The following is a 23,135-nucleotide window of genomic DNA, read 5'->3' as shown; positions in this document are numbered from 1 at the left end:
CACAACTATTTTTTGAGGGATGAGTATACGAAATTAGATTGCTAGTAAAATTGATACACAGGACAAAGGAGAAACAAATAACAATGAGGACAGAACTGGAAGGTTTCAGGGTCAAGTCAGATAAGCACGCAGAAGCTCAGGAATGGTTAAAGTTTCTGGCAGATAATCAGCGAGCATTCTTGACGACGTTACCCGCAGAAAAGATGTTAGTAGAATCAGTCTTTTCGACAATGATTGGCAGTGACCTGTATCTGTGCTGGTATTCTATTCAGGGCGATAATCCAAGGCCGGTTGAGGATTCAGAGAGCGAGCTGGACAAACGGCATGTCGCATACTGGGAGGACTGTATTGATGAAAGTGTGCCGTCGCTAAAATTTGATCATGTAGTGAACTATGTTCCGGATGAGTTGACGCAGAAAATGTCACGACTGTATGAGAATTAAAGCTTGATTGTTGCTAGTGCGTGCATGATGTCTACGGCGTTTTGCATTTGCGTGTCATCGAAGGGTGCCAGCACTTTAGCGTAAAGGTCACGCTCCGTTTGGTGCATGTCGGCGTGCAGTTTAGCAATCAGTTGACCAAGGTCGGTTACGGAAACGTAAACGGCCTTTTTATTATCCGCCTGGTGAAAGCGCGTCAATAGTTCTGCTGATGCCAGCTTTTTAACGTAGCGTGAAAGCATTCCTTGTGAGAAGGGAACTTTGCCGACTAAATCCTGATAAGCCAGTGTTCGTTCAGGTGCTTCTGTCACAAAACTGAGGATTTGCATTTCCGAGTGTGTCATCTGCATTTTACGAAGTTTAGCGGCAACTTGATCAGTCAGTTGATCTTGAAAATGGTCAATGGATGTTTGCCAGAAGGCTTTTTTAAAGTCTTCATGAACATCATTTAAATCATGGATAGATTGGTATATTTGCTGCATTTGCGAGTTAGTCATGCGATGTCTCCTAAAATAAATTACCGGTAATCTATTGTATTTTAATATCAAATGGTTATACTCAATTATAAATTACTGGTAATTAATAATCAAAAAGAAAGTTGGCAATAATATGAAAGCAGCAGTTGTAAATGATTTTAAAGAGGCACCAAAAGTTAGCGTAATCGAGACGCCGAAGCCGGCCACAAGCGAACAGACGATCCATGTACTTGCCGCCGCAGTGTATCCCCGTGTACGCTCACAAGCAAATGGCACACACTACACAAGTACCGGCGAATTACCGTTTGTGCCAGGACTATATGGTGTTGGGCAAACGGAAACAGGCCAGACGGGATACTTTATCACGTCAAACGCCAAATATGGCGCGCTGGCCGAGCAAACGGTGATCGATCACCACCGTTTTATTCCCTTAGGTAATGATATTGATGCAGCAAGAGTTGCAGCAGGGATGAATCCAGCAATGTCCGCCTGGATGTCAATTAAGGTTCGCGTGGGAGATTTGACGGGCAAGAAAGTCATGATTTTAGGCGCAACCGGAGCAGCTGGCCAGATGGCCGTTCAAATTAGTCGTTATCTCGGCGCAAGCGAAGTTATTGGTGTCGGCCGTGATCAAACAAAGCTCGCAGCATTATCTGAACTAGGCGCAACACAGACGATTTCTCCTCGAGATGATCAGGAATCATTAAGAGCAGCGTTTACAGCAGCTGCCGATGTGGATGTTGTGTTGGATTACTTATGGGGCACTGTGGCGTCCACGGCGATGAAGGTGATGTTGCCTGCACGTCATAACCACAGTCAGCAATTGCTATGGATTGAAATTGGCAGTATGAGCGGCGCCGATATGGTACTCCCAAGCGCAGCCTTGAGATCTGTAAACTTAAATTTAGTTGGAAGCGGTCAAGGCAGTATTAATGCCAGACAATATTTAGCCGAACTGCCCGAATTGGCGCAGTTAATCAGCGCTGGCCAATTCAAGATTGCCTCGACAACGATGCCATTAACAGATTTAAGTGAAGCCAACTGGAATGATGTCACGAAACGTGTTGTTTATATGATGGACTAGTTATTTTGAATGACTGCAGAACAGCACTTCTTTTTGATATTCACTTGATTCAGCAAACTTGTTATATCAGTTGAATTTTTTTGTGGACAAGGATAAAGAAGGCTAACGAGTAAAATTGGTTTCTAGCGAAAGTAGTGTAGTCAGGCAGAAACAGAGTTCCGTGAAGGTAATACTTAATGGTATGGTCTTGACCATTTAGTATTACAGGACGAGCTTGAAGACGATGGTTTTGCGGCTTCAAGTCGAGGGCGAAGACCGTGTACTTCGGGCTGAGACCGGTCCCATGGAACGGCGTTTCAGCCTGACGAAACGACAGTTTAATTCGTTTGCAAAACACATATCTGAAGAATAAATGAGGAGAGTGTCACATCAACATTGGTGTGGCATTTTTTATCGTGCAAAGTGGTCATCACCCCCAATTGACACACTGAAGGTAAACAGCTATATTGACCTTTGTAAAGCTAGGTTAAACGTTTACCTAAAAAGGAGATTTTCTCATGAAAACTTTTGATAGTAGTTGGTTTCGACTCGATGATAAGGTGGCAATCGTGACTGGCGGCGCTTCTGGACTTGGTGCGTTTTACACACAGGCGTTACTCAAGTCTGGTGCCAAAGTACTGGTTGTCAGCCGTTCACAGAAGGGTTGGTCAGAACTTAAAACATTTGCCACCGACAATCAGGCGGACGTTGCGTTTATTCAGTACGATATTACGGAGACTGATGCGCCGCAACGAATCATGGACGCTGTTCAATCAACGTTTGGACAACTCGATATTTTGATTAATAATGCTGGTCTACAGCGACGTGCTACCTGGGACAAATTTACGGACGAAGACTGGCGTGCCGTGATCGATGTGAACTTAAACGCGCTCTATTACTTATCACACGCGGCAGCTAAACAAATGGCACCGCAACATCACGGTAAGATTATTAACGTCGCGTCGATGCAATCATATAGAGCAGGTAAGTTTATTTTTCCATATACCGCTAGCAAGCATGGTGTTGTTGGTTTGACCAAGGCATATGCCGATGCGCTCGCGCCCGACAACATTCAGGTTAATGCCATTGCGCCTGGCTACATTGACACACCAATGACGAAGGCGTTGCAGAATGATCTAGAACGGAATGCAGAAATCTTAGCGCATATTCCGGCTGGTCACTGGGCGGATCCGCGGGAGCTGATGGGCACCATCGTATTTCTGGCCAGTGAAGCGTCTAACTACATTACTGGTGCGACGATTCCAGTCGATGGTGGGTACCTCTTACGATAGAAAGGAAGACTTTATGACAAAACGAGTTGTTGTACCGGAAAATTGGCAGCAGTCCGGCAAGGATTATTTAACTGAGCATGGGATGACCCTCATTGAAGTGCCAAACGAACATGCGGACACGTTGCGTCAACTTGGTGATCAGGTTGATGGTATCGTTTATATGCTTGACCCGTTTACAGAAAACTTATATCAGGCATTGCCGAACCTCAAGGTGATCGCTAGACATGGCGTTGGTTACGATAATATTGATCCGCAGGTAGCCGCAAAACAGGGTGTATATGTCACTATTACGCCACAGGCGAATGCATCGACGGTAGCTGAAACAACCTTGGCAGATATTTTGGCTCTATCGAAGAATCTGTTTCAGGATTCTCAACACATGCGTCAGGGCGATTCTAATTATCCGCAAACGCACCGTGGCTTTGACATGGAAGGTAAAACACTTGGCATTTTCGGCTTTGGCAGAATCGGTCAGCTCGTGGCACAGAAGGCTAGTGCCTTAGGAATGACGATTTTATACACGAATCCGCATCCACGTGAAACAACGTTTGCTAAGCAAGTGGCCTTTGATGAACTATTGCAACAATCCGATATCGTGACTTTACATGCAGCGGTGACACCGGATACACGAAAAATCATGGATCAGCAAGCATTTGCCAAAATGAAACCTGGCGCGTCCTTAATCAATTTAGGCCGGGGTGCGCTGGTTGATGAAACAGCGCTGATTGATGCTTTAAATTCCAAACGGTTACGTGCGGCTGCTCTCGACGTTTTTGACGAGGAACCATTGCCGTTAGATAGCCCGCTATACCAATTTGATAATATCCTCCTGACGCCACACATCGCTTCAAACACAACTGAGTCGATGAATCGCATGGCGATTGGTGCTGCAAGTGAAGTGGTCCGCGTATTGAGTGGTGAACAGCCACAATGGGCGGTCAATAAGGTACAGTAAGGAGTATTCAAATGGCCAAAAAACCACTTACAATCAATGACATTGCCGCGCAAGCCAGCGTTTCAAATGCCACAGTATCACGCTATCTGAACGGTCATTACGAAAAAATGTCGGCGGCCACACGGGCACGCATTCAGCAGGTCATCGACATGACTGGCTTTCATTTGAATCGGCAAGCTCAGTCGCTCAAACGTCGGTCCAGTCATCTGATTGGGATGGTCGTCGCCGATGTTGAAAATCTATTTTCGTCACTCTTATTTAAGGGCACGGATCAAATTTTAGCGGCGGCAGGTTATCAAATCGTTTTGATGAATGCCGATAATGACCTTAAAGTTGAACGTCAACAATTACAACGTTTGCTAGAACTGCAGGTCGATGGCATTATTTTGCAGCCCGTTAGCGCTACAGCAGCCAACTATGCATTCTTAAAACAAACGCAGCCGGTTGTTGATATTGTTGATCGCCAGTTAAGGGGGACAAACTGGCCTCAAGTCACAACGGATAATTATCGTTACTCAGCTCAGTTGACGAAGACAGTCGCTAGACGCGGCTACAATCAACTGGTCGTTGTGACGCCGCCGTTGGGCGATAACACTGCGCGTGATGACCGCTATCGGGCAGTCACTGACCTTTGTGAGGAAAAGAAATTTAGTCGACCGCTACAGACATTAACTATTCAGCCGGATACCACAAATGCGAAGCTGTATCAGCAACTTATTGCGATACTGAAAAAACGGACTGGCCACACGGCGCTTTATGTACTTCAGGGTCACTTGCTACTCCAAGTGATGACGGTGTTGGCCGAAAATCAGATCAAAATTCCAGAGCAAATTGGATTGGTGGCTTATGATGACTGGTCATTATCACAATTGATGCAACCCGGAATTACCACGATTCAGCAACAGCCACGAGCCATGGGCCAGCGGGTTGCGACAAACGTCCTCCGTCAACTAGCCGGTCAGTCCGTTGAACCACTCACGATGGTTGAAAGTGCACTTCATGAACGCGATTCTCTAGGTACGTTTGCCAAAAAATGACCGCTCACGCAGCAAAAATGACCGCTCATTCAAATACTATTTCATTTATTATCGTTTCGACGTTTAATTAGTCTTGTTCATAAGGGAGGGATGTCCATTGAAAGTTCATGTTGAAATTGATCCGGACTGCCAAGAACCGGAAGTCATTATTCGCACGGCAAACGTAAATGATGAAGTTAAACAACTTGAACAACGTTTAGTGGGCATCCACACAAGTGAAAATACCCTTGCTTGTTTTCAAGGGAACACACAATACTTCGTTTCACTGGATGACATTTTGTTTATTGAAACCGCTGATCGGTTGCTGCAGGTGCACACAGCCTTGGACATCTTCAATAATAAGCAACGGCTGTATGAACTAGTCGATGAATTGCCTGGATTTTTCCTACAGGTTTCTAAATCTACCATTATCAATTTGCACTATGTCAGCGCACTGAACAAATCACTATCCAGTTGTCTGGTTTCGTTTGCCGGGAGCCACAAAGAAGTTTATGCGTCACGTCGTTACACAAAACAACTACAGGAACGATTAAATGAAATGAGGTCTTTGTCATGATGAGTACGAGAGTAAAGTGGGGTCGCTGGTTCTGGGGATTATTCTTTTTGATCAGCGCGGGTTTATTATTAGCAGTTAAGATGGGCTGGTTAACTTACCAGCTCGGGGCCTGGACAATCGTCGGGACATTGGTATTGGCGGCGTTGGCAATTAAAAGTATCGCTTATTTTAGCGTCAGCGGTGTTATTTTCAGTTTAGCGTTTATGAGTATGCTGTATGCTAAACCGCTTGGTATTACTGGGCTAGTGCCGTGGACCATTCTTGGCGTCGCGTTGTTACTCAGCATTGGCTTATCGCTCGTGTTACAACCGTTGCGTCACCGTTTCTACCGCCGGCATGCTTACTTTATGGCAAACCGCTGGGCCAGTCATCATGGCCGGACATTTCAGGGTACAACATCAACGGAAACGGACCATGAATCGTCGGTCAATGTAAACGTGCGCTTAGGCAACGCTGTCCGTTACGTGCAGTCTGAGGATTTTAAGCAGGCTAATATCAATGTGACGATGGGCGAAGCGAAGGTTTACTTCGACAAGGCAAATATCAATGGTGACCAAGCAACGATTTTTCTAAACGGCAATATGGGCGAAGTGGACCTTTACTTGCCGCAAGATTGGAGTGTGGATATTGAAATGGATGCCACAATGATCGACATTAACGAAAAAGGTGTGAAGCCGACTAAAACGGGTCCGGACGTCTTGATTACGGGTGCGTTTAAAATGGGTGACATTGATATTATCTATACAGATGTTCCGACATCAGCTAACAGTTAATCTTAAAATGTTTTGAAACTGACTTTAGTTGGGCACTTTATTTCTGAACTTTGGGAATAGAGTGCTTTTTTGATTATGTTGAATTTTACCCGGATTGAGACGATAGCATTCACACCGTCTGCTGCTACTAAGATAAAGTCACTCGCATACTGAAGCAATTTTTTATAGATAGGGATGATTTGAGCAAATCAAAAAAGACTGATTGATTAACGAAATAGATGATGAAAAGATGATACTAATAGATTAGTAATCGCTTACAAAAATTGCTATACAAATTCGAAATGCAGTGCTAGAATTTACAGTTGTAAAGAGTATGAAAACTAAATCACAAGGGGTGCATTACATAATGAACAAATTAGGTATGAAGGCAGCCACAGTTGCTGCAGCATTAACCATGGGCAGTTCATTAGTAGTATTACCATCAGGAACTGCTAAGGCTAGTTCAAATAATAACCAAGTTGTCATCAAACAATTGGATGGCAGTCCTCACAACAACGAATCATTTGGTGTTACGACTGTTGCCATGAAGGGTAAGAAGATCTTGGCTGCTAAGGTTGATGAATTCCAATTCATCAAGACATCACAGTCAAAGGGCTTTACCAGTGTTCCTAACAGTGATAAAAAGTTTGGTCAGGAAGGTTACAAGAAGGGTGAAACCTTAATTTCCAAAGCTAACAACGACAAAGCATACTCTGCATTAATGAAGAATATTGCGCATTCAACTAAGGGCCGTGAAGAATCTTTGACTGCCATTGAGAACTATGTCAAGGGCAAGACCGCCAGTCAACTTTACGCTGCTGCTAAGAAGAACAAGGCAATGCAGAAGAAGGTTATCTCTGGTGCTACTTTAACCAGCACCAACGGTTACGTTAAGGCTATCGCTGATGCAGCTACCAAGGGATACACCACTAAGGGTGCTAAAGTTTCCGGCGACAACGTTGTGTTGAAGCAAACCAACGGTGCACCACATGGTAATGAATCATTTGCTGTTACGACTGTTGCCATGAACGGTGACAAAGTTGCTGCTTCAAGCATTGACGAATTCCAGTTCATTAACACAAAGCAAAACAAGGGCTTCAAAGGTGTTCCAAACAGTTACGCCAAGTTTGGTAAAGAAGGTTACAAGAGTAACGAAATCCTGATTTCCAAGCAAGCTAACGACAAGAAGTACTCTGCTTTGATGAAGAAGATTGCTAAGTCCAAGCAAGGTCGGATGAAGTCAATCAACGCCATCAACAAGTGGGCTGCTGGTAAGACTGCCGCACAAATCACGACTCAAGCTAACAAGACTGTAAGCAAGAAGAGTAACCTTGTTTCAGGTGCTACGTTAGTCGACTCCAACAACTACTTGAAGTCAATTGCCAGCACGGCAACTTCAAATCAATAATAATTGAATTACGACGAAAGCTTCCGTTTGCACAAAACGGAAGCTTTTTTTGTGCCTCAGCAGTTTAGACGCGGAGACAAAAATGTGATAATCTAGAACAACTTAAACAACACTCTATAAAGCTGTGGCATGAATATTTTTATGACGCGGCTTTTTCTTAAAGACGAGAGGATATTAATGTTAACAGTAAATAACGTCAGCATGCAGTTCGGCACCCGAAAGCTGTATGAGGATATCAACCTTAAGTTCACCGCGGGTAATTGTTACGGTGTGATTGGGGCAAACGGCGCTGGAAAATCGACCTTCTTAAAAATTATTGAAGGTAAATTAAAGCCAACGACAGGGACTGTTTCGCTCGGACCAAACGAACGAATGTCCAGTCTGAACCAGAACCACTTTGCCTTCGAAGATGAAGAAGTCATGAACACGGTCATTCAGGGGCATGCTAAGTTATATGCAATTATGCAGGAAAAAGATGCCTTATATGCTAAGCCAGACTTCAGTGATGAAGATGGTATGCGCGCCGCTGAATTAGAAGGCGACTTTGCTGAAATGGACGGCTGGAATGCCGAAGCGGAAGCTAGTCAAATGTTGCAGGCGCTTGGTATTGATGAATCTATGCATCACATGAAAATGAGTGAATTGACCGAACCACAAAAGGTGAAGGTGTTACTTGGTCAGGCGTTGTTTGGCAACCCTGACATTCTGTTGTTGGACGAACCGACAAACGGACTGGATGTCCAATCTATCGCTTGGCTGGAAAACTTCTTGGCTGACTACGATAACACTGTGATTGTGGTTTCACATGACCGGCATTTCTTAAACCAAGTTTGTACCCATATCTGTGATGTCGATTTTGGTAAGATTACGCTCTTTGTGGGGAACTATGATTTCTGGATGGAAAGTAGCGAATTGGCTGCTAAGCTGAAGTCCAGTGCCAACCAGAAAAAAGAGGAACAGATTAAGGAACTGCAAGACTTCATTGCCCGGTTTAGTGCCAACGCGTCGAAGTCTAAACAAGCGACTTCGCGTAAGAAACAGTTGGACAAGATTACGCTAGATGATATTAAACCGTCCACACGGAAATACCCATTCATTCAGTTCACGCCAGAACGTGAACTCGGGAACGATTTACTACGTGTTGAGGATGTTTCGAAAACCATTGAAGGCGTGAAGATTCTCGATAACATTACCTTCACACTGCGTCCTGGCGATAAAACGGTGTTGATCAGTCGCAATGAACTGGCTACCACCACTTTGATGCAAATTATTTCCGGGGAAATGAAACCTGATACGGGCACGGTCACTTGGGGACAAACAGTTAAGAAAACGTACTTGCCACGTGATATCAACAGCGAGTTCACGGATTCTGATTTGACAGTCATTGACTGGCTTCGGCAGTATGCGCCGAAAGGTGAGGATGACAACACGTTCTTACGTGGGTTCCTCGGGAAGATGTTATTCTCCGGCGAAGATGTCATGCGCCAGGTAAGCGTCATGTCCGGTGGTGAAAAGGTCCGTTCAATGCTGTCTAAGATGATGCTGAGTAAGGCGAACGTCTTATTGATGGACGATCCAACTAACCACTTGGACTTGGAATCAATTACAGCCTTGAACAACAGTCTGATTGATTTTAAGGGCTCTATTGTGTTCACGTCACATGACCATGAGTTCATTCAAACGATTGCTGATCATATCATTGAAGTGACCAGCAAAGGATTAGTTGAACGATTTGACACGAAGTACGATGACTTCTTGGAACATGAAGTTGTTCAAAAGCAGGTTCATGATTTGTACGACTAGAATTTTTTGTCTACTCAGGTGTTTGAGGGATAGCCTCGTTTGCCGCCTACGGTTGTCAACATTGACACGCTCGCCGTGGGACCGGTTCGAGTCCGAAGTTCACGGTCTTTCACCTCGTCGTAAAGCCTCATGAAGACCGCGAGTCTTCGCGACCGTCCGTAACCTAAATTCGGGAAACCACCGAATTAACGTTACTTGCACGGTTCGGTATCAATGTTGCCGCCCATCGGCTGATATGTACGTACCATGTAAACTTAGTAATCGAAAAACGTCTATTTCTATCGCACCTCAATTTTTGAGGTATGGATAAAATAGACGCTTTTTATTTGGATCAACATTGTTTGTTTTTAACCTGATTTCGGCAATTAGGCGGTGGCGTCGATATTCCAACGGACACCAAATTGATCCGTGACAATGCCAAAGAGGCCGCCCCAATCTTTTGGAGTGAAGTCAATGACACGCTGGCCATTTTTGGATAGTTGGCTGTAGATGTCGGTTGCTTGTTTTGCGTCGTCAAAATGGAGGCCCATTGATACCGTTGCTCCTGGCTGGACATCAGGTGCGCCGGGGATCACGTCCAGTGCGGTGATGTGAAAATCTTCATCGATGGTTAACACGCCATGCACTACCAGGATGGCTGTTTTGTTATCGTTTGTTGAAAATAGTTCGCCTGCGCGTTGAATGTCTAAGTGACCGCCAAAAACTGATTGATAGAATTTTAGGGCATCATTTGCCTGACCGTGAAAAGAGAGATAAGGTAAGAATTTCATTGTAAACAGACCTCCTGTTTTGTGGTGCTGATATTAAGTTCAGCTTACCATATTAACAAAATTAATTAATTCACAAACGTTTGACTATGATTAGGAACATCGTTTATGCTTACGACGTAAGTGATGTGTCATTTCTTTTATTTGCATTAGTGAATTACAGAGCAAAGTTTGATCGATAGCACATCCAATTCCTAAATAGAATCAATTTTAGTCACTCATTTAGCAAACAAATAAGGAGCGTCAATTAAAATGGCCGAAAAATTTCGTTTTCAACCAACTGATATCAATGCACTTCAAGACAGTTATGATGTTGTCATCATCGGTTCAGGAAGCACAGGGATGGTAGCTGCCATTCAGGCACATGAACTTGGTTTGAAGCCGGTTATCTTTGAAAAGATGCCAAAAATTGGTGGTAACACCATGCGGGCATCTTCAGGAATGAACGCTGCTGAAACCAACGTTCAGTTGCATCATGGTGTTGTTGATAGTTACGAGGACTTTTACGCTGAAACCCTTAAGGGTGGTGGTGATTTAAACGATAAAGAATTGCTCGGCTACTTCAGTTCACACGCTGCTTTATCAATTGATTGGTTAGCTGATCATGGCATTCGTTTGGACGATATCACCATCACTGGTGGGATGAGCAAAATGCGGACTCACCGTCCAGCCAGCATGGCGCCAATTGGTGCGTTCTTGGTTACTGAGCTATCTAAAGTCGTTCAAAAGGACGAATTGCCACTGTTCACTGGCGTAACGGTTAACAGTTTGGTGAAAGATGCAGATGGTAAAGTTACAGGCGTTAACGCAACATTGCCTGATGGTAGTCAAAAGATGGTTGGCGGTAAAGCTGTTATCTTGGCAACAGGTGGTTTCGGCGCCAACAACGACATGATTGAAAAGTACCGTCCTGATTTAAAGGGCTACAAGACAACGAACCAACCCGGTGCAACTGGTGATGGTTTGAAGTTAGCGACAGACGCCGGCGCTGCTTTAGTTCAGATGGATCAAATTCAGGTACACCCAACTGTTCAGCAAGATAACCCACATGCATTCTTGATTGGTGAAGCCGTCCGTGGCGAAGGTGCCATTTTGGTTAATGCCCAAGGCAAACGGTTCGTTAACGAATTAACGACGCGTAAGGTGGTTTCAAACGCTATTACAGCCCTACCAGAGCACAGCGCTTATCTGATTCTGGATCAAGGTATTCGTTCACGTGTTAAGGCCATTGAGTTCTACGACAGTATTGGTTTGGTCGTAACAGGTTCAAGTCTGTCAGAATTAGCTGGCAAACTGAATATGGATGTTGATACGTTGTCATCAACTGTTTCCACGTGGAACACTGCTGTAGCTGATCACGATGATAAAGAATTCGGTCGCTCAACTGGGATGGATCGTGATATTTCAGCTGAACCATTCTTTGCTATTCATATTGCGCCTGCAATCCACTACACAATGGGCGGCATCAAGGCCAACCATAAGACACAGGTATTGGACGAAAGCGGCACTGTTATTCCTGGACTCTTTGCTGGTGGTGAAGTTGTCGGTGGACTGCACGGGAACAACCGGATCGGCGGAAACTCGATCGCTGAAACGGTAATCTTTGGTCGTCAGGCTGGGGAACAAGTTTACGATTACATCAAAGGCTAAATCGTGTGTTAATAATACTGAAAAAAGTGGTTCGAGAGTTATTTTCTCGAACCACTTTTTGGTTTGGTATAAAATTTGCTCGTTTGAGTCACTGAACGTTGGTGCTGGTGAAACGAAAGCAACAGTATGTCGGCTAATGCTAAGAAGGGTGAAATCAGCATAATTAATGTGTCAATCACAAGGTTTACACTCAGATTGCTGAAGGACTCTGTAAACATGAAACTAAACGGCACAGCAGGCGTTATGATCTGATGCGAAGGCATATTAACTTCACGTGGGTGAGACTGTCGTGAAAGATGAAGAACGTGAAATAAATTTGGGAAGAATTGGTGAGCAAACGGAAAACTCAGGTAGGCGAGGACGAGATAGCCATCAAGTGGGGTGAAAGACAAACGCGCGCCAATTCCAGGTTGCAATGAAAACAGTAATAACAAAAACAACGTTGGTGGTAAGCCAATTAAATAACCTCGAACAATCTGTTTCAAAAAAATCCCCCCAAGACCCGGATGAACGAATTGACGCATCATGTTTTGGAGGGATTATACAATATTATTTTTGTTGTCGTCGAGTGAATAAGCTTCGAGAAATCATCTAATTAATGTAAGCTAATTGCCCATTTTGTAGTTAGTGTGTTTATCTAATTTAAACTTAGTCTTTAGGCCGTCTGTAACGTAGATCTTTTTGTCGTTTGTAATAAAGATAGCCTGAATTTTGGGCTTCTTATTCATGTATGCTAAGCCATCTTTTAGTCCCTTATCAAACGCAGCATTGGATAAGGCGTCGCCGTCAATCGACTTTTTAGAGACAATCGTGACACTGGCGAGATTGTTTTCATACGGGTAGCCAGTTTTGGCATCAAACAAATAAATGTATTTATGACCGTGGGACATAAGGTACTGCTCATAGGTACCAGCAGTCACAATTGACATGTCAGATTCTTTAATGGTTCCAACAGCGTCGCCCCGAGGCTTGACCGGATTCTGAATGCCGACTTGCCAAGGTTTGTTATGCCCTTCTGGTGAATTACCCATCACAATGATATTCCCGCCTAAGTTGATAATACCAGAGGTAACGCCGTTTTCCTTGAAGACCTTTTTGACTTGGTCCGCAATATAACCTTTTGCAATTCCACCAAAGTCGAGCCGCATGCCTTTCTTGGTGAGATAAACGGTACGGTTCTTATCATTCAGTTGAACGTCGTGGTAATCAACAAGCGGTAGTGCCGCATCAATTTCTGACTGAGCAGGGACTCGTGCACCCGGCAAACCGATTTTCCATAGATTGGTAACGGCACCAATTGCCATGTCGAAACTACCTTCAGAATTTTCTGAAACGTCGAGGGCCTTTTGAACCATTGGGTAAAAGTCAGCAGGTACTTTAACAGGTTTGATGCCGGCATTAGCGTTGATTTTATCAAGTTGTGATCCGCCACGAGTCAACGTTGATTCATCGTCCATGTGATGAATTTCCTTAAAACCTTTATCAATGACTGACTTCTTACCCTTGTCGTAAATTGACAGGGTGCAGACAGTGCCCATCACCATCTCAGTTTTCTCATAAGGATTTTTTACCATCGTGTGCTTTTGAGGTTTCTTTGCACAGCCACTCAATACTGCCAATAAGGCAATGGTCATGCTACCCCAAATCAGCGCTTTTTTCATAATTGCCAAACTCTCCTTAAATGCCAAAATTTATAGTTAATAATAAACTTTGATGGCACACTCATATGTCTTGTGAGAACTTTTACATTTTACCGCAAAAAGGGTTCGTTGTGGTGTCGATTTTGAAAACGATTACAAACGGCGGTAAAATTAACCAAGATAAGTCTAAGTAGATTGTTAACCTGGAATCAATGGAGGAACAAACATGAAAAACCATGGCAAATTGAACGCAACGCTTTTAACTCCTGCATACTGGGAAAAGTATCATCTGTCGGACGGTGTTGATTTCGCTAATCAGTTTCAAGCAATTGACGCACAAGATTTGGGCGAAAATGATCGTAAGCAAGCGTTGGACGAGTTGCTAAAGAAGATGGCAGCCAAAGGGTATAACAATCCAGCTAATTCAATGTATGTTCTGTATTCAGCTATTTTGGTTCAACGAAACTGATGATCCGTTTTGTGGGCTGGTGGTGGGGGCCGCTTCCGGTTGTCAACATTGATACGCTCGCCGTGGGACCGGTTCAAGCTCCCTGAAAACCGGAATCTTTCACCTCGCCGTCAAGCCTCGTGAAGCCCGCGAGTCTAGACGACCGTCCGTAACCTAAATTCGGAAAACCACCGAATTAACGTTACCTTCACGGCTTGGTATCAATGTTGACGCCCTTCAGCTACACAGTGGCGAACCATCCGCTAACATCAACATCATTTGATCTAAAAGTGGTCTGTAAGTATTTTTATCATTTGTCCTCATTTGTCCATAGAATAGAAAATTGATAATGTTTATTTCCTGCTATAGGAGTGGAGCTGGTCTGAAACATAGTTCCGTGTCGGCACCATTTGGCGGCATGAATTTGGCCGCTTAGTGGTGCGGGACGACTTATGGGACGTGATTTTCGGCCCATAATCGAGGTTGAAAACCGCGTTTTTGCGGGTTGAACCCGGGTCCTCATGGAACGACGTTTCAGGCCAGCGCAACGGCCTTTAAACTACACAAAATATTTATCTGAACAATCTGTAAGGAGATTTCAATGATCAAAAGAAAATAGGTGTCTTCACTATCGCTCATTTACGCAATGGAGCAGTGAAGACACCTATTTTTATACACAATTGAGTTGAATTAATCTGTAGTCGGCAACGTTAACCGCTTTTCCAACCAGTTTTGACCGACAGTCAGTAATGAACAGCAGGCCCAATAAATGAGTGCTACCAATAGATAGACGGTCATGTAGTCAAACTGTTTACCACCCTGGATTTTAGCGCGCATGAACATTTCGGAAACGGTGACCATCGCGGCCAGCGAGGTTCCCTTGAACATATCTAGCAAGATATTGCCCAGTGCGGGGATGGCAATCCGGAATGCTTGCGGCAAGATGACATAATGAACGGCCTTGCCATATGACATGCCAAGCGAATAACTAGCAGCCCATTGCCCATCTTCGACACCCATAAAGGCAGAACGGAAGACTTCAGAAACAAACGCAGCTGCATTCAAAATGAACGCGATGGCTGCAGCTACAAAGGCGTCTAGCTGAATGCCAGTGTATGGTAGCCCGAAATAGAGGATGAACAGCAGAACCAACGAGGGGACACCGCGCATAAACGAAATGTAGGTCCGTGTCAGCCAATGAAGCCAATGACGTTTGCTCATTTGACCAAGGGTGAGGAAAAAACCAAGTACCAGTGCGCCGACAAAACTGACGACGGTTAATTCCACAGTGAGCGGTAAGCCACCAAGAATGTAGGGCAGCGCATGCCACGCAAAGTGGGCATTGAAAAAGTTAGGAATAGTCAGCCAATTTAGCAATGAATTCATGAGCGTCCCTTATTTGATCTTGAAGTAAGTTGTCTTAACGTTAGGCTTTTTGGAGACGTCCTGACCGCCATAAAATTTCTTCGATAGTTTGGTGATCGTACCGTCTGCTTCTAGCTTCTTGATTTCTTTATCGACTTCCGCAGTCAACTTCGTGTTGCTCTTCTTCATGATGATACCTGTACCGTTTTTATCATTTTGAGTGGTGAAGTAGAGGTTCTTTGGAATGGTTAGAGGTAAGTCAGGCAATGCCTTGAGCGCCATGGATTGCAGGTAGTAATCGTTCAGGATGACATCGGTTCGACCGTTAACAACATCGCGAAGATAAACATCGTTTGATACGTTGTCGTAGTTAACTTGCTTAGCGCCGAGCTGGCTGGCCAAACGTTGATAGCCGGTACCTGCTTCACCGGCAGCCTTTTTACCCTTTAAGTCAGCGAAACTGTGAATCCCTGATTGATCTGATTTGCGGACGACCATGCTGTCGAAACTGAATTTATAAGGAGTGGAAAGGGCAAATTGCTTTTCACGTTGTTTGCTGATGCTAAAGTCGTTAGCAGCCATCTGAGCGGTGCCATTGTTAACGGCTGTCAACATTCCATCGACGTCCATTTCTTTGAAGGTGACTTTCTTATGGAGTCCCTTAGCAACAGCCTTAACGACTGCAATGTCGTAGCCAGTTAAGGCACTCTTTTTATTGGCGTGAAATGAAGTTGGATACAATGTCCCAGATGTTGCGACGATCCAAGTTTTTTGGTCGGCCACCTTTTGGTTAGTTGACTTGGCCGTCTTGCCACAACCGGCCAGCGTGGAGACTAAAATGAGTGCCATGGCCGATGCCAAGGCCGTTAAACGAATCGATTTTTTGGAATGAAACACAACAATCGCCCCTTTAATTAGATTATCCTAAGCATAAATGTTTATGTGAAAAATGTAAACGCAATCATTAAATAAAATATCGTTGCTATGCGGCGATATTTTTGAAAATATGAATATAAATTTCACAAACTATTTAAACGAAGGTTCAAGTTAGGGACTACTATTGTTAATATGCTATAGTTTAAATTAGGTAAATAGCAATACAGCTATGTTTTAAAGGTATTCACAGGAGGATTGAGTCGTGACGAAAGTTTATAACGTTGGTGTCGAGGCAACATTGGATGTGATCGGTGGTAAATGGAAGCCGGTTATCCTTTGTGATTTGCACGAGGGGCCAATGCGGACAAGTGAACTGCGTCGGGCCATTCCAAACGTGACTCAGAAGGTTTTAACAGAACAGTTACGTGATTTGGAACATGACGGCATTGTGACACGAAAAGTGTTTAATGAAGTACCGCCACGAGTAGTCTATGGATTAACTGAACATGGTCAGAATTTAAGCGGCCTACTGGAGCAGATCTGTCAATGGGGCGAAGAAGACGTTCGCCGTCGGGCGGCCAATGGTGAAAGTGTGGTCATTCGTCATCTCGGTGAGACTGCACCGAGCCGAGAAGAACTGCTTGGTTAATTTTCGTTTGCAAGGTACTTATTGGTAACCTAGGCACCTGTAAGTACCGTCTTGTTTTACTAAACGAACGCGCTAGTATTGATTGTGAAAGCAAGTTGAGGAGGAATTTCAATATGGATGAATTAACATTAAACAACGGACAAAAGATTCCCCAGTTAGGGTTGGGTGTTTTCTTAGTGCAGGACGCAACTGACTTAAAGCGTTCTGTTGCTGATGCTTTAAAGGATGGTTACCGTCATTTTGATACGGCGGCTATTTATCATAATGAAGCTTGGGTTGGCGAAGCCTTAGCTGAAAGCGATGTTAAGCGTGAAGACCTGTTCATTACTTCAAAAGTTTGGGACAGTAACACGACTTATGACGAAACAATAGCTGCCTTCAAGGAGTCACTGAAGAAGTTGCAAACGAATTACCTGGACTTGTACCTCATTCACTGGCCAAGTGAAGGGTATACGGAAAAGTGGCGTGCCATGGAAGACTTGTACAATGATGGTCAAATCAAGTCAATTGGTGTATCTAACTTCGAAAAGCCACATCTCGATAAGTTATTGGCTTCCGCAAAGGTTAAGCCTGCTGTTGATCAGATTGAAACGCACCCATATTTCCAGCAAAAAGAGTTGCACGATTACTTAACAAGTTTGAACATTGCTCATGAAGCTTGGGGACCATTGGGTCAGGGCAAGAGTGGTGTGATGGAAGATGCAACATTGAAGCAGATTGCTGATGCACACAAGAAGAGTGTGGCGCAAGTTATCTTACGTTGGCACTTGCAACGCAACATCATCGTTATTCCAAAGTCCATTCATGCTGAACGGATTGCTCAAAACATTGATGTGTTTGATTTCAAACTTAGCGATGACGAAATGAACGCCATTGCTGGTATCGACAAGAACCGTCGTGGTTCAGAAGATCCTAACGACGAGGAATGGTTGAAGAAATCGTTGTCGATGAACTAAATTAATCATAATTTTTTTAAAAGCCTGAAATTCTCGGTTGAGAATTTCAGGCTTTTTCGTTTTTTAAGCATCGCAACAATATGCTTAAAAAGCAAATTTAGTCGCAATTATGTTCCTTGTTAGGAAAACGCCACAAGACTATGCTTTTAAAGGAAAGTCTTAATAAGTTTTTTAGGGGGAGTTAAATAATGAAATATTGTCCAAATTGTGGTGCTGAACTGGCACCGGATGACAAGTTTTGCACTAAATGCGGCTATACAATTCCAGAAGCAAAACAAGCAGGCACTCAAACAACTGCTAGAACGAACGCTACTCAGGTAACACAAAGTTCACAAGAATCTGCAACTGTGACTGCTGTTCAAAACTATGCCACAAATTATTTTAGCTGGTTTGCAACAGCATTACGTCATCCATTTAAAACAGATACTGAAGCACCAAAATATTTTGGGCTAATTAGTTTTTTAGCAATTATTATTCTGAATGGTCTGTCGTTCAATGAAATCACAGAGCGTTTACAAAAGTTAGCACCTAAAGACGTATTGAATGAAATTGGAATTCATGATACAACGGTCTCTTTTTGGATGTCATTTATACTAATTGGTCTGGCTTTTTATGCCGCTTACTTAGGCGTCAGTTATTGTTTTAGCCACTTTGCCTCACACAATTTTGATGTAACCTTTTTAGATTATTTAAATCGTGTTGGTCAATATACGGCCATTATCGTTATTCTGGCGATTATTCAATTCGTTGATTCATTCATGGTGACGTTAACAAATGGTGTGACCTTTTACTTTTTGGTTTGGGCATTGCAATGTGTGATTTTACTTGCTGGTTGCATATTATCCATCGCGCCACAGCAGGGCGCACAACCGGCCTTGGATCCGGCTTATTCAACTATTTTGGCGATGGTTATTATTGATGTGTTAGTTTTCATCGTGGTTGATATTTCTGCGCAGGCACTGATTGCAAACATTATGCATCAAATTCAACAGTTGACTTCTAACAGTTTGTTTTAGTGGTGCCTAAAATGAAAAATCAAACACAACATTTTTGTTCAAATTGTGGGAAAAAGATTTCTACTCAAGATCAATTTTGCCCTTTTTGTGGGACAGTCAATCAATTTTATGAACCGAAAAATATCAATGTGGGAGCTTCGCAAACTGCCGTACAGAAAAATGCGAGGATCAGTTGGTCACCGTTAAAATGGCCGCGAACTTTGCAGATTGTTGTAGTGCTGTGTCTAATCATTATCGGCTGGTTTTCGATCACACAATATCTTAATAATCGATGGGACAGCTATTCTACCTCATTTGGGGATAGCGAGTCTTTTAAAATGAATGGACAGGTACGAAATGATGTCGCTTTAGTTCAGGCTAACAATCATTTTGTTCAAATCTTGGTGGTCGGAGGCAATGGGGATAGTAATGAACTATCTACTTATTTTGTTCGTACACCGTTAATAAAAAGCCAAGGTCAATATGAACTCCAAAAATCGGCAACTACTGCAACGATTGCGCTGTACAAATTGAATGTTGTTAGTAATTCGATTGGTGTGCTACCGCAAAATCATGACGAACTACCGGCGTATCTTTCGAAGTTAAGCAAACTGAATCCTGTAGGTGGGGTTAGTTATCCTGATACAAAAAAATTATTTAATGAATCAAAGGATATTCCGACTGCCAGAAGTCTGTTTAATTCCAAAACTCAGGCAGCTGCATATTTGTATCAGTATGCATTTGGTAAAGAAAGCTCACTAGATACGGCCATTTTAAAAGACCATAGTTCGGTGATTGATGGCACTGCGATAACTCAAAACGAAAAGATTCGACATGAATCTTCGAATTCACAAAGTGAAGATGAATTAAGAAAAATCGAAAACCAACATTTTGATAATAGAAGGTAATCAGAAATTATGTCTGAACAAGAAAAATTAGAGTTTTGTCCAAATTGTGGTGCAAAGTTGAAACCTGGTGCTGTTTTTTGTGGTAACTGCGGGTTTGATATTGCCAAATATAAGGCAGCCCACAACGGAATAAAATCAACAGGAGAGGCTAACTCTTCAGTGGGCCGGCAAACGATGCCAAATATGCAGAATGCTCGCCAGCAAGTATCAATTAGCCCAACCAGGCCTGTGAAACCAATTAAAAAATGGCTTTGGATTGTGGCTGCGGTTGTAGTTGTAGCATTTGTTGGATTGTATATGTTTGGACAAAATTACTATTCGTCGGCCAATCAGTTAAATCGTGCAATTGCGGCTATAAAAAACAACGATAAAAATGTTGGTAGCTATTTCACTACCGATGATGGTGGCATGAAATTAAACAACAAATCGCTACAACCATTAATCAAACAAATGCAGGCTGATCCGAATGCATTAAAAGGATTTAAGAGTCAGCTACAAAATAACGGTAGCACCAATAATAATGGTTACAGTTTTGGACCATCTGGTCATATATGGTTACTGTTCACAAGATATAAGATTAATGCAAAAACCTTCACGATTACTTTGCATACCAACCACCCCGGTATTAACCTGTCAGTAAATAAGCGCAATATTCTTAAAACTTCGCAGGCCACAATTCAAAAGAAGAGTGGTCCTTATATTGCCGGACAATATCAACTTAAGGCTGAGGGGGATGTTAATGGACATCATATGATAAATGATGGAACCTATAATTTATCACCAGAATCAGCCAAAGATTTTGATCTTCAATTAAAAACGATATCGTTTACAGTTACAGGGTACGCAGGAGCTGACGTTTTAATCAATGGAAAGTCACAAGGAAAATTGGACAGTAATGGTTCACTTCAATTAAATGATATTCCGTGGTCAAACAATATGATGCTCACAATGACTTATAATGGGGCAGGCGGAAAGGTCACTTCGCGTAGTCATAAGATTACTGATAGTGATCAAGATTCTGAGGTTACAGTTGGTTATCCAGGTGTGATGTCGCATGATTCTGCTGATAGCTTAATTTCGGAGCTTTTTAGTGACGTTGATAGGATAAGTTCGAACGGTTCTATTCCAAGCGGATTTTCTGATTATTTTGTTAATGGTTCTGACAATACGCAATATAACGATATTGTGAAGATGGCAAAGGGGTACCACCAGAAAGATTCTGGCATTAACACTGTAAGTTACAGAGTCGAGGACTTACATGTGGTGCCAAATAAAGTTAACCAGTCCACTGTGACATATAATATTCGGTATGACTTTTTTAACAAGAACGATAGCGAACATATTCAAGTTTTCCAGTATGTAGCGACGATAGTAAAAGCCGGCAGTACAAATAAAATTCAATCCATTGCAGCCGCAAAGAAAATTAGTGATGTGACTAATGGTGGTGACGATGATTCGGATTCTGACAGTAATAACGATTCCGACAGTGATGATTCTAGTTCTAGCGATGATTCTGACAGTAATAGCGATTCAGATAATGATGATAACGATAACTCGGATAGTTCGGATAGTGATGAAGATGATAACGACAACGACGACACTGATGATGAAAGTTACCAAGTAAATTCTCAAAGAAATTTGAATTTGCAAAATATGTAGCCATTACAGTGTTCGTCCATTCGCTATGCATTAGTTCTGATTTTAAACTAAATGATAGATGATTTTTTGTACTTAAAACAGACTGTGAACCAAGGCCTTCATTCAAGGTTTGGTTCACAGTCTGTTTTTGCTGAAGGTTCAAGCATCTAGTAATTAACTGCTGTGTGAGTTGAAGGGCGTCAAAGATGAATGCAAGCCGTGTCAGTGGTGTTAATGAGGCGGTTTTCTGCCGAATTTACACCACAGGACGGTCGTGAAGACGTGAGTTTCGGCTTCACGACGAGGTGAAAGACTTCAGGTTTCAGAAGGCTTGAACTGGTCCCACGGTTGCGTTCATCTTTGACAACCGGAAACGTTAGTCGGCAATCGCGTCGATGCTTACAATCAGTGGTTAGATAAGTGTCCAAGGATAATATGATACTTGTAACCTTAATTATTTTAAAATTGCCTAGTGCTATTGCGCTCAACAATTTTAATTGGCAAAAACTTGGACTGGATTGGCTCATTGTCGCCAGTCAACAGAGCCGCACAACCAGCACGGCCGATTTGGAAGAAGTCCTGCGTGACACTAGTGATGGTCGGTCTGAAAATACGGGTCAGTTTGGTTCCGTCAATACTCATGACAGAGAGTTGTGCGGGGACTTCTAAGCCGTAATCGCGGGCCTGGTCGATGACACCGATAGCGGTTAGGTCACTGTTCGCGATAATTGCGGTAACCGCTGGTTGTTTGCCAAAATGCTGCATGGCCGCTTCACCATCTTCAAATGTGAAGTAACCAGGGACTAACCAGTCCTCATTGATCGATAGACCATGCTCTGCCATTGCTTCACGATATCCGTTCATACGCTGTGTACCGACAAATGATTGCTCGTCCATACCAACCAAACCAATTTTGCGGTGACCATGCTCGATGAGGTATTTGGTTGCTTCATACCCGATAGCATGATCGTCAGAGGCAATAAACGGACCGAGGTTTTCTTTGGCCGCGGTTGAAAGAAAAATGTGAGGAATACCACTCGTTTTCAGACTATTGAGCGATTCATCGCCAAGTTCCAAGGCAACAATCAAAACGCCCATGACGTCTCGTTCAATGACCGTCTTAATGGCTTTGTCCTGTAATGTGGGGTTATTTTCACCAGCATACAAAATCATGACACTATTGCCGTGTTTAGTCGCCACATCGTGAATACCGGCGATGATCTCATCGGCAAAATTTGATTTAGTGGCAGAAATCACAACTGCCAGTACGTCACTTTGATGGCTGGCCAAGTCAGCAGCGTAGGCATTTCGCTGATAACCTAGGTCGGCGGCAACTTTGCGGACATGGTCAGCCGTTTTTGAAGCTTGAATTTACACTTTAAGTGCAACACTAATTAAATAAAGAATGGCCCATGGCCAAATTTCTGTAAAATGATGTTTGCGAAAACAATCATGAAAGGA

Annotated in this window: 23 protein-coding genes; 16 read left to right on the top strand and 7 right to left on the bottom strand. The window is 43.2% G+C overall.

Annotation, left to right across the window (positions count from 1 at the left end):
- Positions 1–83: 83 nt before the first annotated feature.
- Positions 84–443: a DUF6176 family protein gene (locus tag GB992_RS00115; protein WP_178941783.1), complete on the top strand. Its 360-nt coding sequence runs from the start codon at positions 84–86 to the stop codon at positions 441–443.
- Here the strand turns inward: GB992_RS00115 and GB992_RS00110 are convergent.
- Positions 440–937: a MarR family winged helix-turn-helix transcriptional regulator gene (locus tag GB992_RS00110; protein WP_161000693.1), complete on the bottom strand. Its 498-nt coding sequence runs from the start codon at positions 935–937 to the stop codon at positions 440–442. The two genes, GB992_RS00115 and GB992_RS00110, sit on opposite strands and share 4 nt — an antisense overlap.
- 112 nt (positions 938–1,049) lie before the next feature.
- Between GB992_RS00110 and GB992_RS00105 the strand changes: the two genes are divergently transcribed.
- From GB992_RS00105 to GB992_RS00070, 8 genes are all read left to right on the top strand, one after another.
- The gene (locus GB992_RS00105; protein ID WP_161000692.1) at positions 1,050–2,000 is read left to right on the top strand and encodes a quinone oxidoreductase family protein; all 951 of its coding nucleotides are present in this window, start codon (positions 1,050–1,052) and stop codon (positions 1,998–2,000) included.
- 497 nt (positions 2,001–2,497) lie between these two features.
- Positions 2,498–3,271: a glucose 1-dehydrogenase gene (locus GB992_RS00100; RefSeq protein ID WP_161000691.1), complete on the top strand. Its 774-nt coding sequence runs from the start codon at positions 2,498–2,500 to the stop codon at positions 3,269–3,271.
- Between the two features lie 13 nt (positions 3,272–3,284).
- On the top strand, positions 3,285–4,226 hold the full coding sequence (locus GB992_RS00095; protein ID WP_161000690.1) for a phosphoglycerate dehydrogenase: 942 nt from the start codon (positions 3,285–3,287) through the stop codon (positions 4,224–4,226).
- 11 nt (positions 4,227–4,237) lie between these two features.
- The gene (locus tag GB992_RS00090; protein ID WP_161000689.1) at positions 4,238–5,263 is read left to right on the top strand and encodes a LacI family DNA-binding transcriptional regulator; all 1,026 of its coding nucleotides are present in this window, start codon (positions 4,238–4,240) and stop codon (positions 5,261–5,263) included.
- Between the two features lie 97 nt (positions 5,264–5,360).
- Positions 5,361–5,819 (top strand): LytTR family DNA-binding domain-containing protein, encoded by a 459-nt coding sequence (locus tag GB992_RS00085; protein ID WP_161000688.1) that lies wholly within the window; start codon positions 5,361–5,363, stop codon positions 5,817–5,819.
- Positions 5,816–6,592, top strand: a complete 777-nt coding sequence (locus GB992_RS00080; RefSeq protein WP_161000687.1) for a LiaF transmembrane domain-containing protein — start codon at positions 5,816–5,818, stop codon at positions 6,590–6,592. Before GB992_RS00085 ends, GB992_RS00080 begins: the two co-directional genes overlap by 4 nt.
- 346 nt (positions 6,593–6,938) lie before the next feature.
- Positions 6,939–7,979: a hypothetical protein gene (locus GB992_RS00075; protein WP_161000686.1), complete on the top strand. Its 1,041-nt coding sequence runs from the start codon at positions 6,939–6,941 to the stop codon at positions 7,977–7,979.
- Positions 7,980–8,156: 177 nt separating this feature from the next.
- Positions 8,157–9,782, top strand: coding sequence for an ABC-F family ATP-binding cassette domain-containing protein (locus tag GB992_RS00070; protein WP_161000685.1), 1,626 nt, complete (start codon positions 8,157–8,159; stop codon positions 9,780–9,782).
- Positions 9,783–10,147: 365 nt separating this feature from the next.
- Here the strand turns inward: GB992_RS00070 and GB992_RS00065 are convergent, their stop codons facing one another.
- Positions 10,148–10,552: a VOC family protein gene (locus GB992_RS00065; protein ID WP_161000684.1), complete on the bottom strand. Its 405-nt coding sequence runs from the start codon at positions 10,550–10,552 to the stop codon at positions 10,148–10,150.
- Positions 10,553–10,801: 249 nt separating this feature from the next.
- Here GB992_RS00065 and GB992_RS00060 point away from each other — a divergent pair, with 249 nt between their 5' ends.
- Positions 10,802–12,199 (top strand): flavocytochrome c, encoded by a 1,398-nt coding sequence (locus GB992_RS00060; protein ID WP_161000683.1) that lies wholly within the window; start codon positions 10,802–10,804, stop codon positions 12,197–12,199.
- A 38-nt stretch (positions 12,200–12,237) separates the two neighbouring features.
- On the opposite strand, the gene GB992_RS00055 is transcribed toward GB992_RS00060, so the two are convergent.
- Positions 12,238–12,684 (bottom strand): hypothetical protein, encoded by a 447-nt coding sequence (locus GB992_RS00055; protein WP_161000682.1) that lies wholly within the window; start codon positions 12,682–12,684, stop codon positions 12,238–12,240.
- Positions 12,685–12,804: 120 nt separating this feature from the next.
- A complete protein-coding gene (locus tag GB992_RS00050) occupies positions 12,805–13,860 on the bottom strand; it encodes an FAD:protein FMN transferase (protein WP_161000681.1) in 1,056 nt (351 codons plus the stop codon).
- A gap of 205 nt (positions 13,861–14,065) precedes the next feature.
- On the opposite strand from GB992_RS00050, the gene GB992_RS00045 reads away from it, so the two are divergent.
- Positions 14,066–14,308, top strand: coding sequence for a hypothetical protein (locus tag GB992_RS00045; protein WP_017261288.1), 243 nt, complete (start codon positions 14,066–14,068; stop codon positions 14,306–14,308).
- Between the two features lie 669 nt (positions 14,309–14,977).
- On the opposite strand, the gene GB992_RS00040 is transcribed toward GB992_RS00045, so the two are convergent.
- Entirely contained in the window at positions 14,978–15,673 is a 696-nt protein-coding gene (locus GB992_RS00040; RefSeq protein WP_161000680.1) for an amino acid ABC transporter permease, read from the bottom strand.
- A 9-nt stretch (positions 15,674–15,682) separates the two neighbouring features.
- Positions 15,683–16,501 carry a transporter substrate-binding domain-containing protein gene (locus GB992_RS00035; protein WP_161000773.1) on the bottom strand — a complete coding sequence of 273 codons (819 nt, stop codon included), beginning with the start codon at positions 16,499–16,501 and terminating at the stop codon, positions 15,683–15,685.
- A 289-nt stretch (positions 16,502–16,790) separates the two neighbouring features.
- On the opposite strand from GB992_RS00035, the gene GB992_RS00030 reads away from it, so the two are divergent.
- The 5 genes from GB992_RS00030 to GB992_RS00010 all read left to right on the top strand — a co-directional run bounded on the left by GB992_RS00030 (position 16,791) and on the right by GB992_RS00010 (position 21,695).
- Positions 16,791–17,177 carry a winged helix-turn-helix transcriptional regulator gene (locus GB992_RS00030; protein ID WP_161000679.1) on the top strand — a complete coding sequence of 129 codons (387 nt, stop codon included), beginning with the start codon at positions 16,791–16,793 and terminating at the stop codon, positions 17,175–17,177.
- Positions 17,178–17,290: 113 nt separating this feature from the next.
- Positions 17,291–18,133, top strand: coding sequence for an aldo/keto reductase (locus GB992_RS00025; RefSeq protein WP_161000678.1), 843 nt, complete (start codon positions 17,291–17,293; stop codon positions 18,131–18,133).
- A gap of 188 nt (positions 18,134–18,321) precedes the next feature.
- The gene (locus tag GB992_RS00020) at positions 18,322–19,149 is read left to right on the top strand and encodes a zinc ribbon domain-containing protein (RefSeq protein WP_161000677.1); all 828 of its coding nucleotides are present in this window, start codon (positions 18,322–18,324) and stop codon (positions 19,147–19,149) included.
- Positions 19,150–19,160: 11 nt separating this feature from the next.
- Positions 19,161–20,036: a zinc ribbon domain-containing protein gene (locus GB992_RS00015; RefSeq protein ID WP_161000676.1), complete on the top strand. Its 876-nt coding sequence runs from the start codon at positions 19,161–19,163 to the stop codon at positions 20,034–20,036.
- 9 nt (positions 20,037–20,045) lie between these two features.
- On the top strand, positions 20,046–21,695 hold the full coding sequence (locus GB992_RS00010) for a zinc ribbon domain-containing protein (protein ID WP_161000675.1): 1,650 nt from the start codon (positions 20,046–20,048) through the stop codon (positions 21,693–21,695).
- Positions 21,696–22,133: 438 nt separating this feature from the next.
- Here GB992_RS00010 and GB992_RS00005 read toward each other — a convergent pair whose 3' ends face one another.
- Positions 22,134–22,964, bottom strand: a complete 831-nt coding sequence (locus GB992_RS00005; RefSeq protein WP_238331015.1) for a substrate-binding domain-containing protein — start codon at positions 22,962–22,964, stop codon at positions 22,134–22,136.
- Positions 22,965–23,135: the final 171 nt, after the last annotated feature.

The organism is Furfurilactobacillus milii (genome assembly GCF_009863985.1).
Lineage (GTDB): Bacteria > Bacillota > Bacilli > Lactobacillales > Lactobacillaceae > Furfurilactobacillus > Furfurilactobacillus milii_A.
Note: the sequence above shows the minus strand (reverse complement) of the source record. Positions and strands in the feature narration are given on the sequence as shown.

What these genes read in the sequence shown, in the direction of transcription:
- GB992_RS00115 (WP_178941783.1), top strand. Translation starts at nt 84, where the DNA reads ATGAGGACAGAACTGGAAGGTTTCAGGGTCAAGTCAGATAAGCACGCA.
- GB992_RS00110 (WP_161000693.1), bottom strand. Translation starts at nt 937, where the DNA reads ATGACTAACTCGCAAATGCAGCAAATATACCAATCTATCCATGATTTA.
- GB992_RS00105 (WP_161000692.1), top strand. Translation starts at nt 1,050, where the DNA reads ATGAAAGCAGCAGTTGTAAATGATTTTAAAGAGGCACCAAAAGTTAGC.
- GB992_RS00100 (WP_161000691.1), top strand. Translation starts at nt 2,498, where the DNA reads ATGAAAACTTTTGATAGTAGTTGGTTTCGACTCGATGATAAGGTGGCA.
- GB992_RS00095 (WP_161000690.1), top strand. Translation starts at nt 3,285, where the DNA reads ATGACAAAACGAGTTGTTGTACCGGAAAATTGGCAGCAGTCCGGCAAG.
- GB992_RS00090 (WP_161000689.1), top strand. Translation starts at nt 4,238, where the DNA reads ATGGCCAAAAAACCACTTACAATCAATGACATTGCCGCGCAAGCCAGC.
- GB992_RS00080 (WP_161000687.1), top strand. Translation starts at nt 5,816, where the DNA reads ATGATGAGTACGAGAGTAAAGTGGGGTCGCTGGTTCTGGGGATTATTC.
- GB992_RS00075 (WP_161000686.1), top strand. Translation starts at nt 6,939, where the DNA reads ATGAACAAATTAGGTATGAAGGCAGCCACAGTTGCTGCAGCATTAACC.
- GB992_RS00070 (WP_161000685.1), top strand. Translation starts at nt 8,157, where the DNA reads ATGTTAACAGTAAATAACGTCAGCATGCAGTTCGGCACCCGAAAGCTG.
- GB992_RS00065 (WP_161000684.1), bottom strand. Translation starts at nt 10,552, where the DNA reads ATGAAATTCTTACCTTATCTCTCTTTTCACGGTCAGGCAAATGATGCC.
- GB992_RS00060 (WP_161000683.1), top strand. Translation starts at nt 10,802, where the DNA reads ATGGCCGAAAAATTTCGTTTTCAACCAACTGATATCAATGCACTTCAA.
- GB992_RS00050 (WP_161000681.1), bottom strand. Translation starts at nt 13,860, where the DNA reads ATGAAAAAAGCGCTGATTTGGGGTAGCATGACCATTGCCTTATTGGCA.
- GB992_RS00045 (WP_017261288.1), top strand. Translation starts at nt 14,066, where the DNA reads ATGAAAAACCATGGCAAATTGAACGCAACGCTTTTAACTCCTGCATAC.
- GB992_RS00040 (WP_161000680.1), bottom strand. Translation starts at nt 15,673, where the DNA reads ATGAATTCATTGCTAAATTGGCTGACTATTCCTAACTTTTTCAATGCC.
- GB992_RS00035 (WP_161000773.1), bottom strand. Translation starts at nt 16,501, where the DNA reads ATGGCACTCATTTTAGTCTCCACGCTGGCCGGTTGTGGCAAGACGGCC.
- GB992_RS00025 (WP_161000678.1), top strand. Translation starts at nt 17,291, where the DNA reads ATGGATGAATTAACATTAAACAACGGACAAAAGATTCCCCAGTTAGGG.
- GB992_RS00020 (WP_161000677.1), top strand. Translation starts at nt 18,322, where the DNA reads ATGAAATATTGTCCAAATTGTGGTGCTGAACTGGCACCGGATGACAAG.
- GB992_RS00015 (WP_161000676.1), top strand. Translation starts at nt 19,161, where the DNA reads ATGAAAAATCAAACACAACATTTTTGTTCAAATTGTGGGAAAAAGATT.
- GB992_RS00010 (WP_161000675.1), top strand. Translation starts at nt 20,046, where the DNA reads ATGTCTGAACAAGAAAAATTAGAGTTTTGTCCAAATTGTGGTGCAAAG.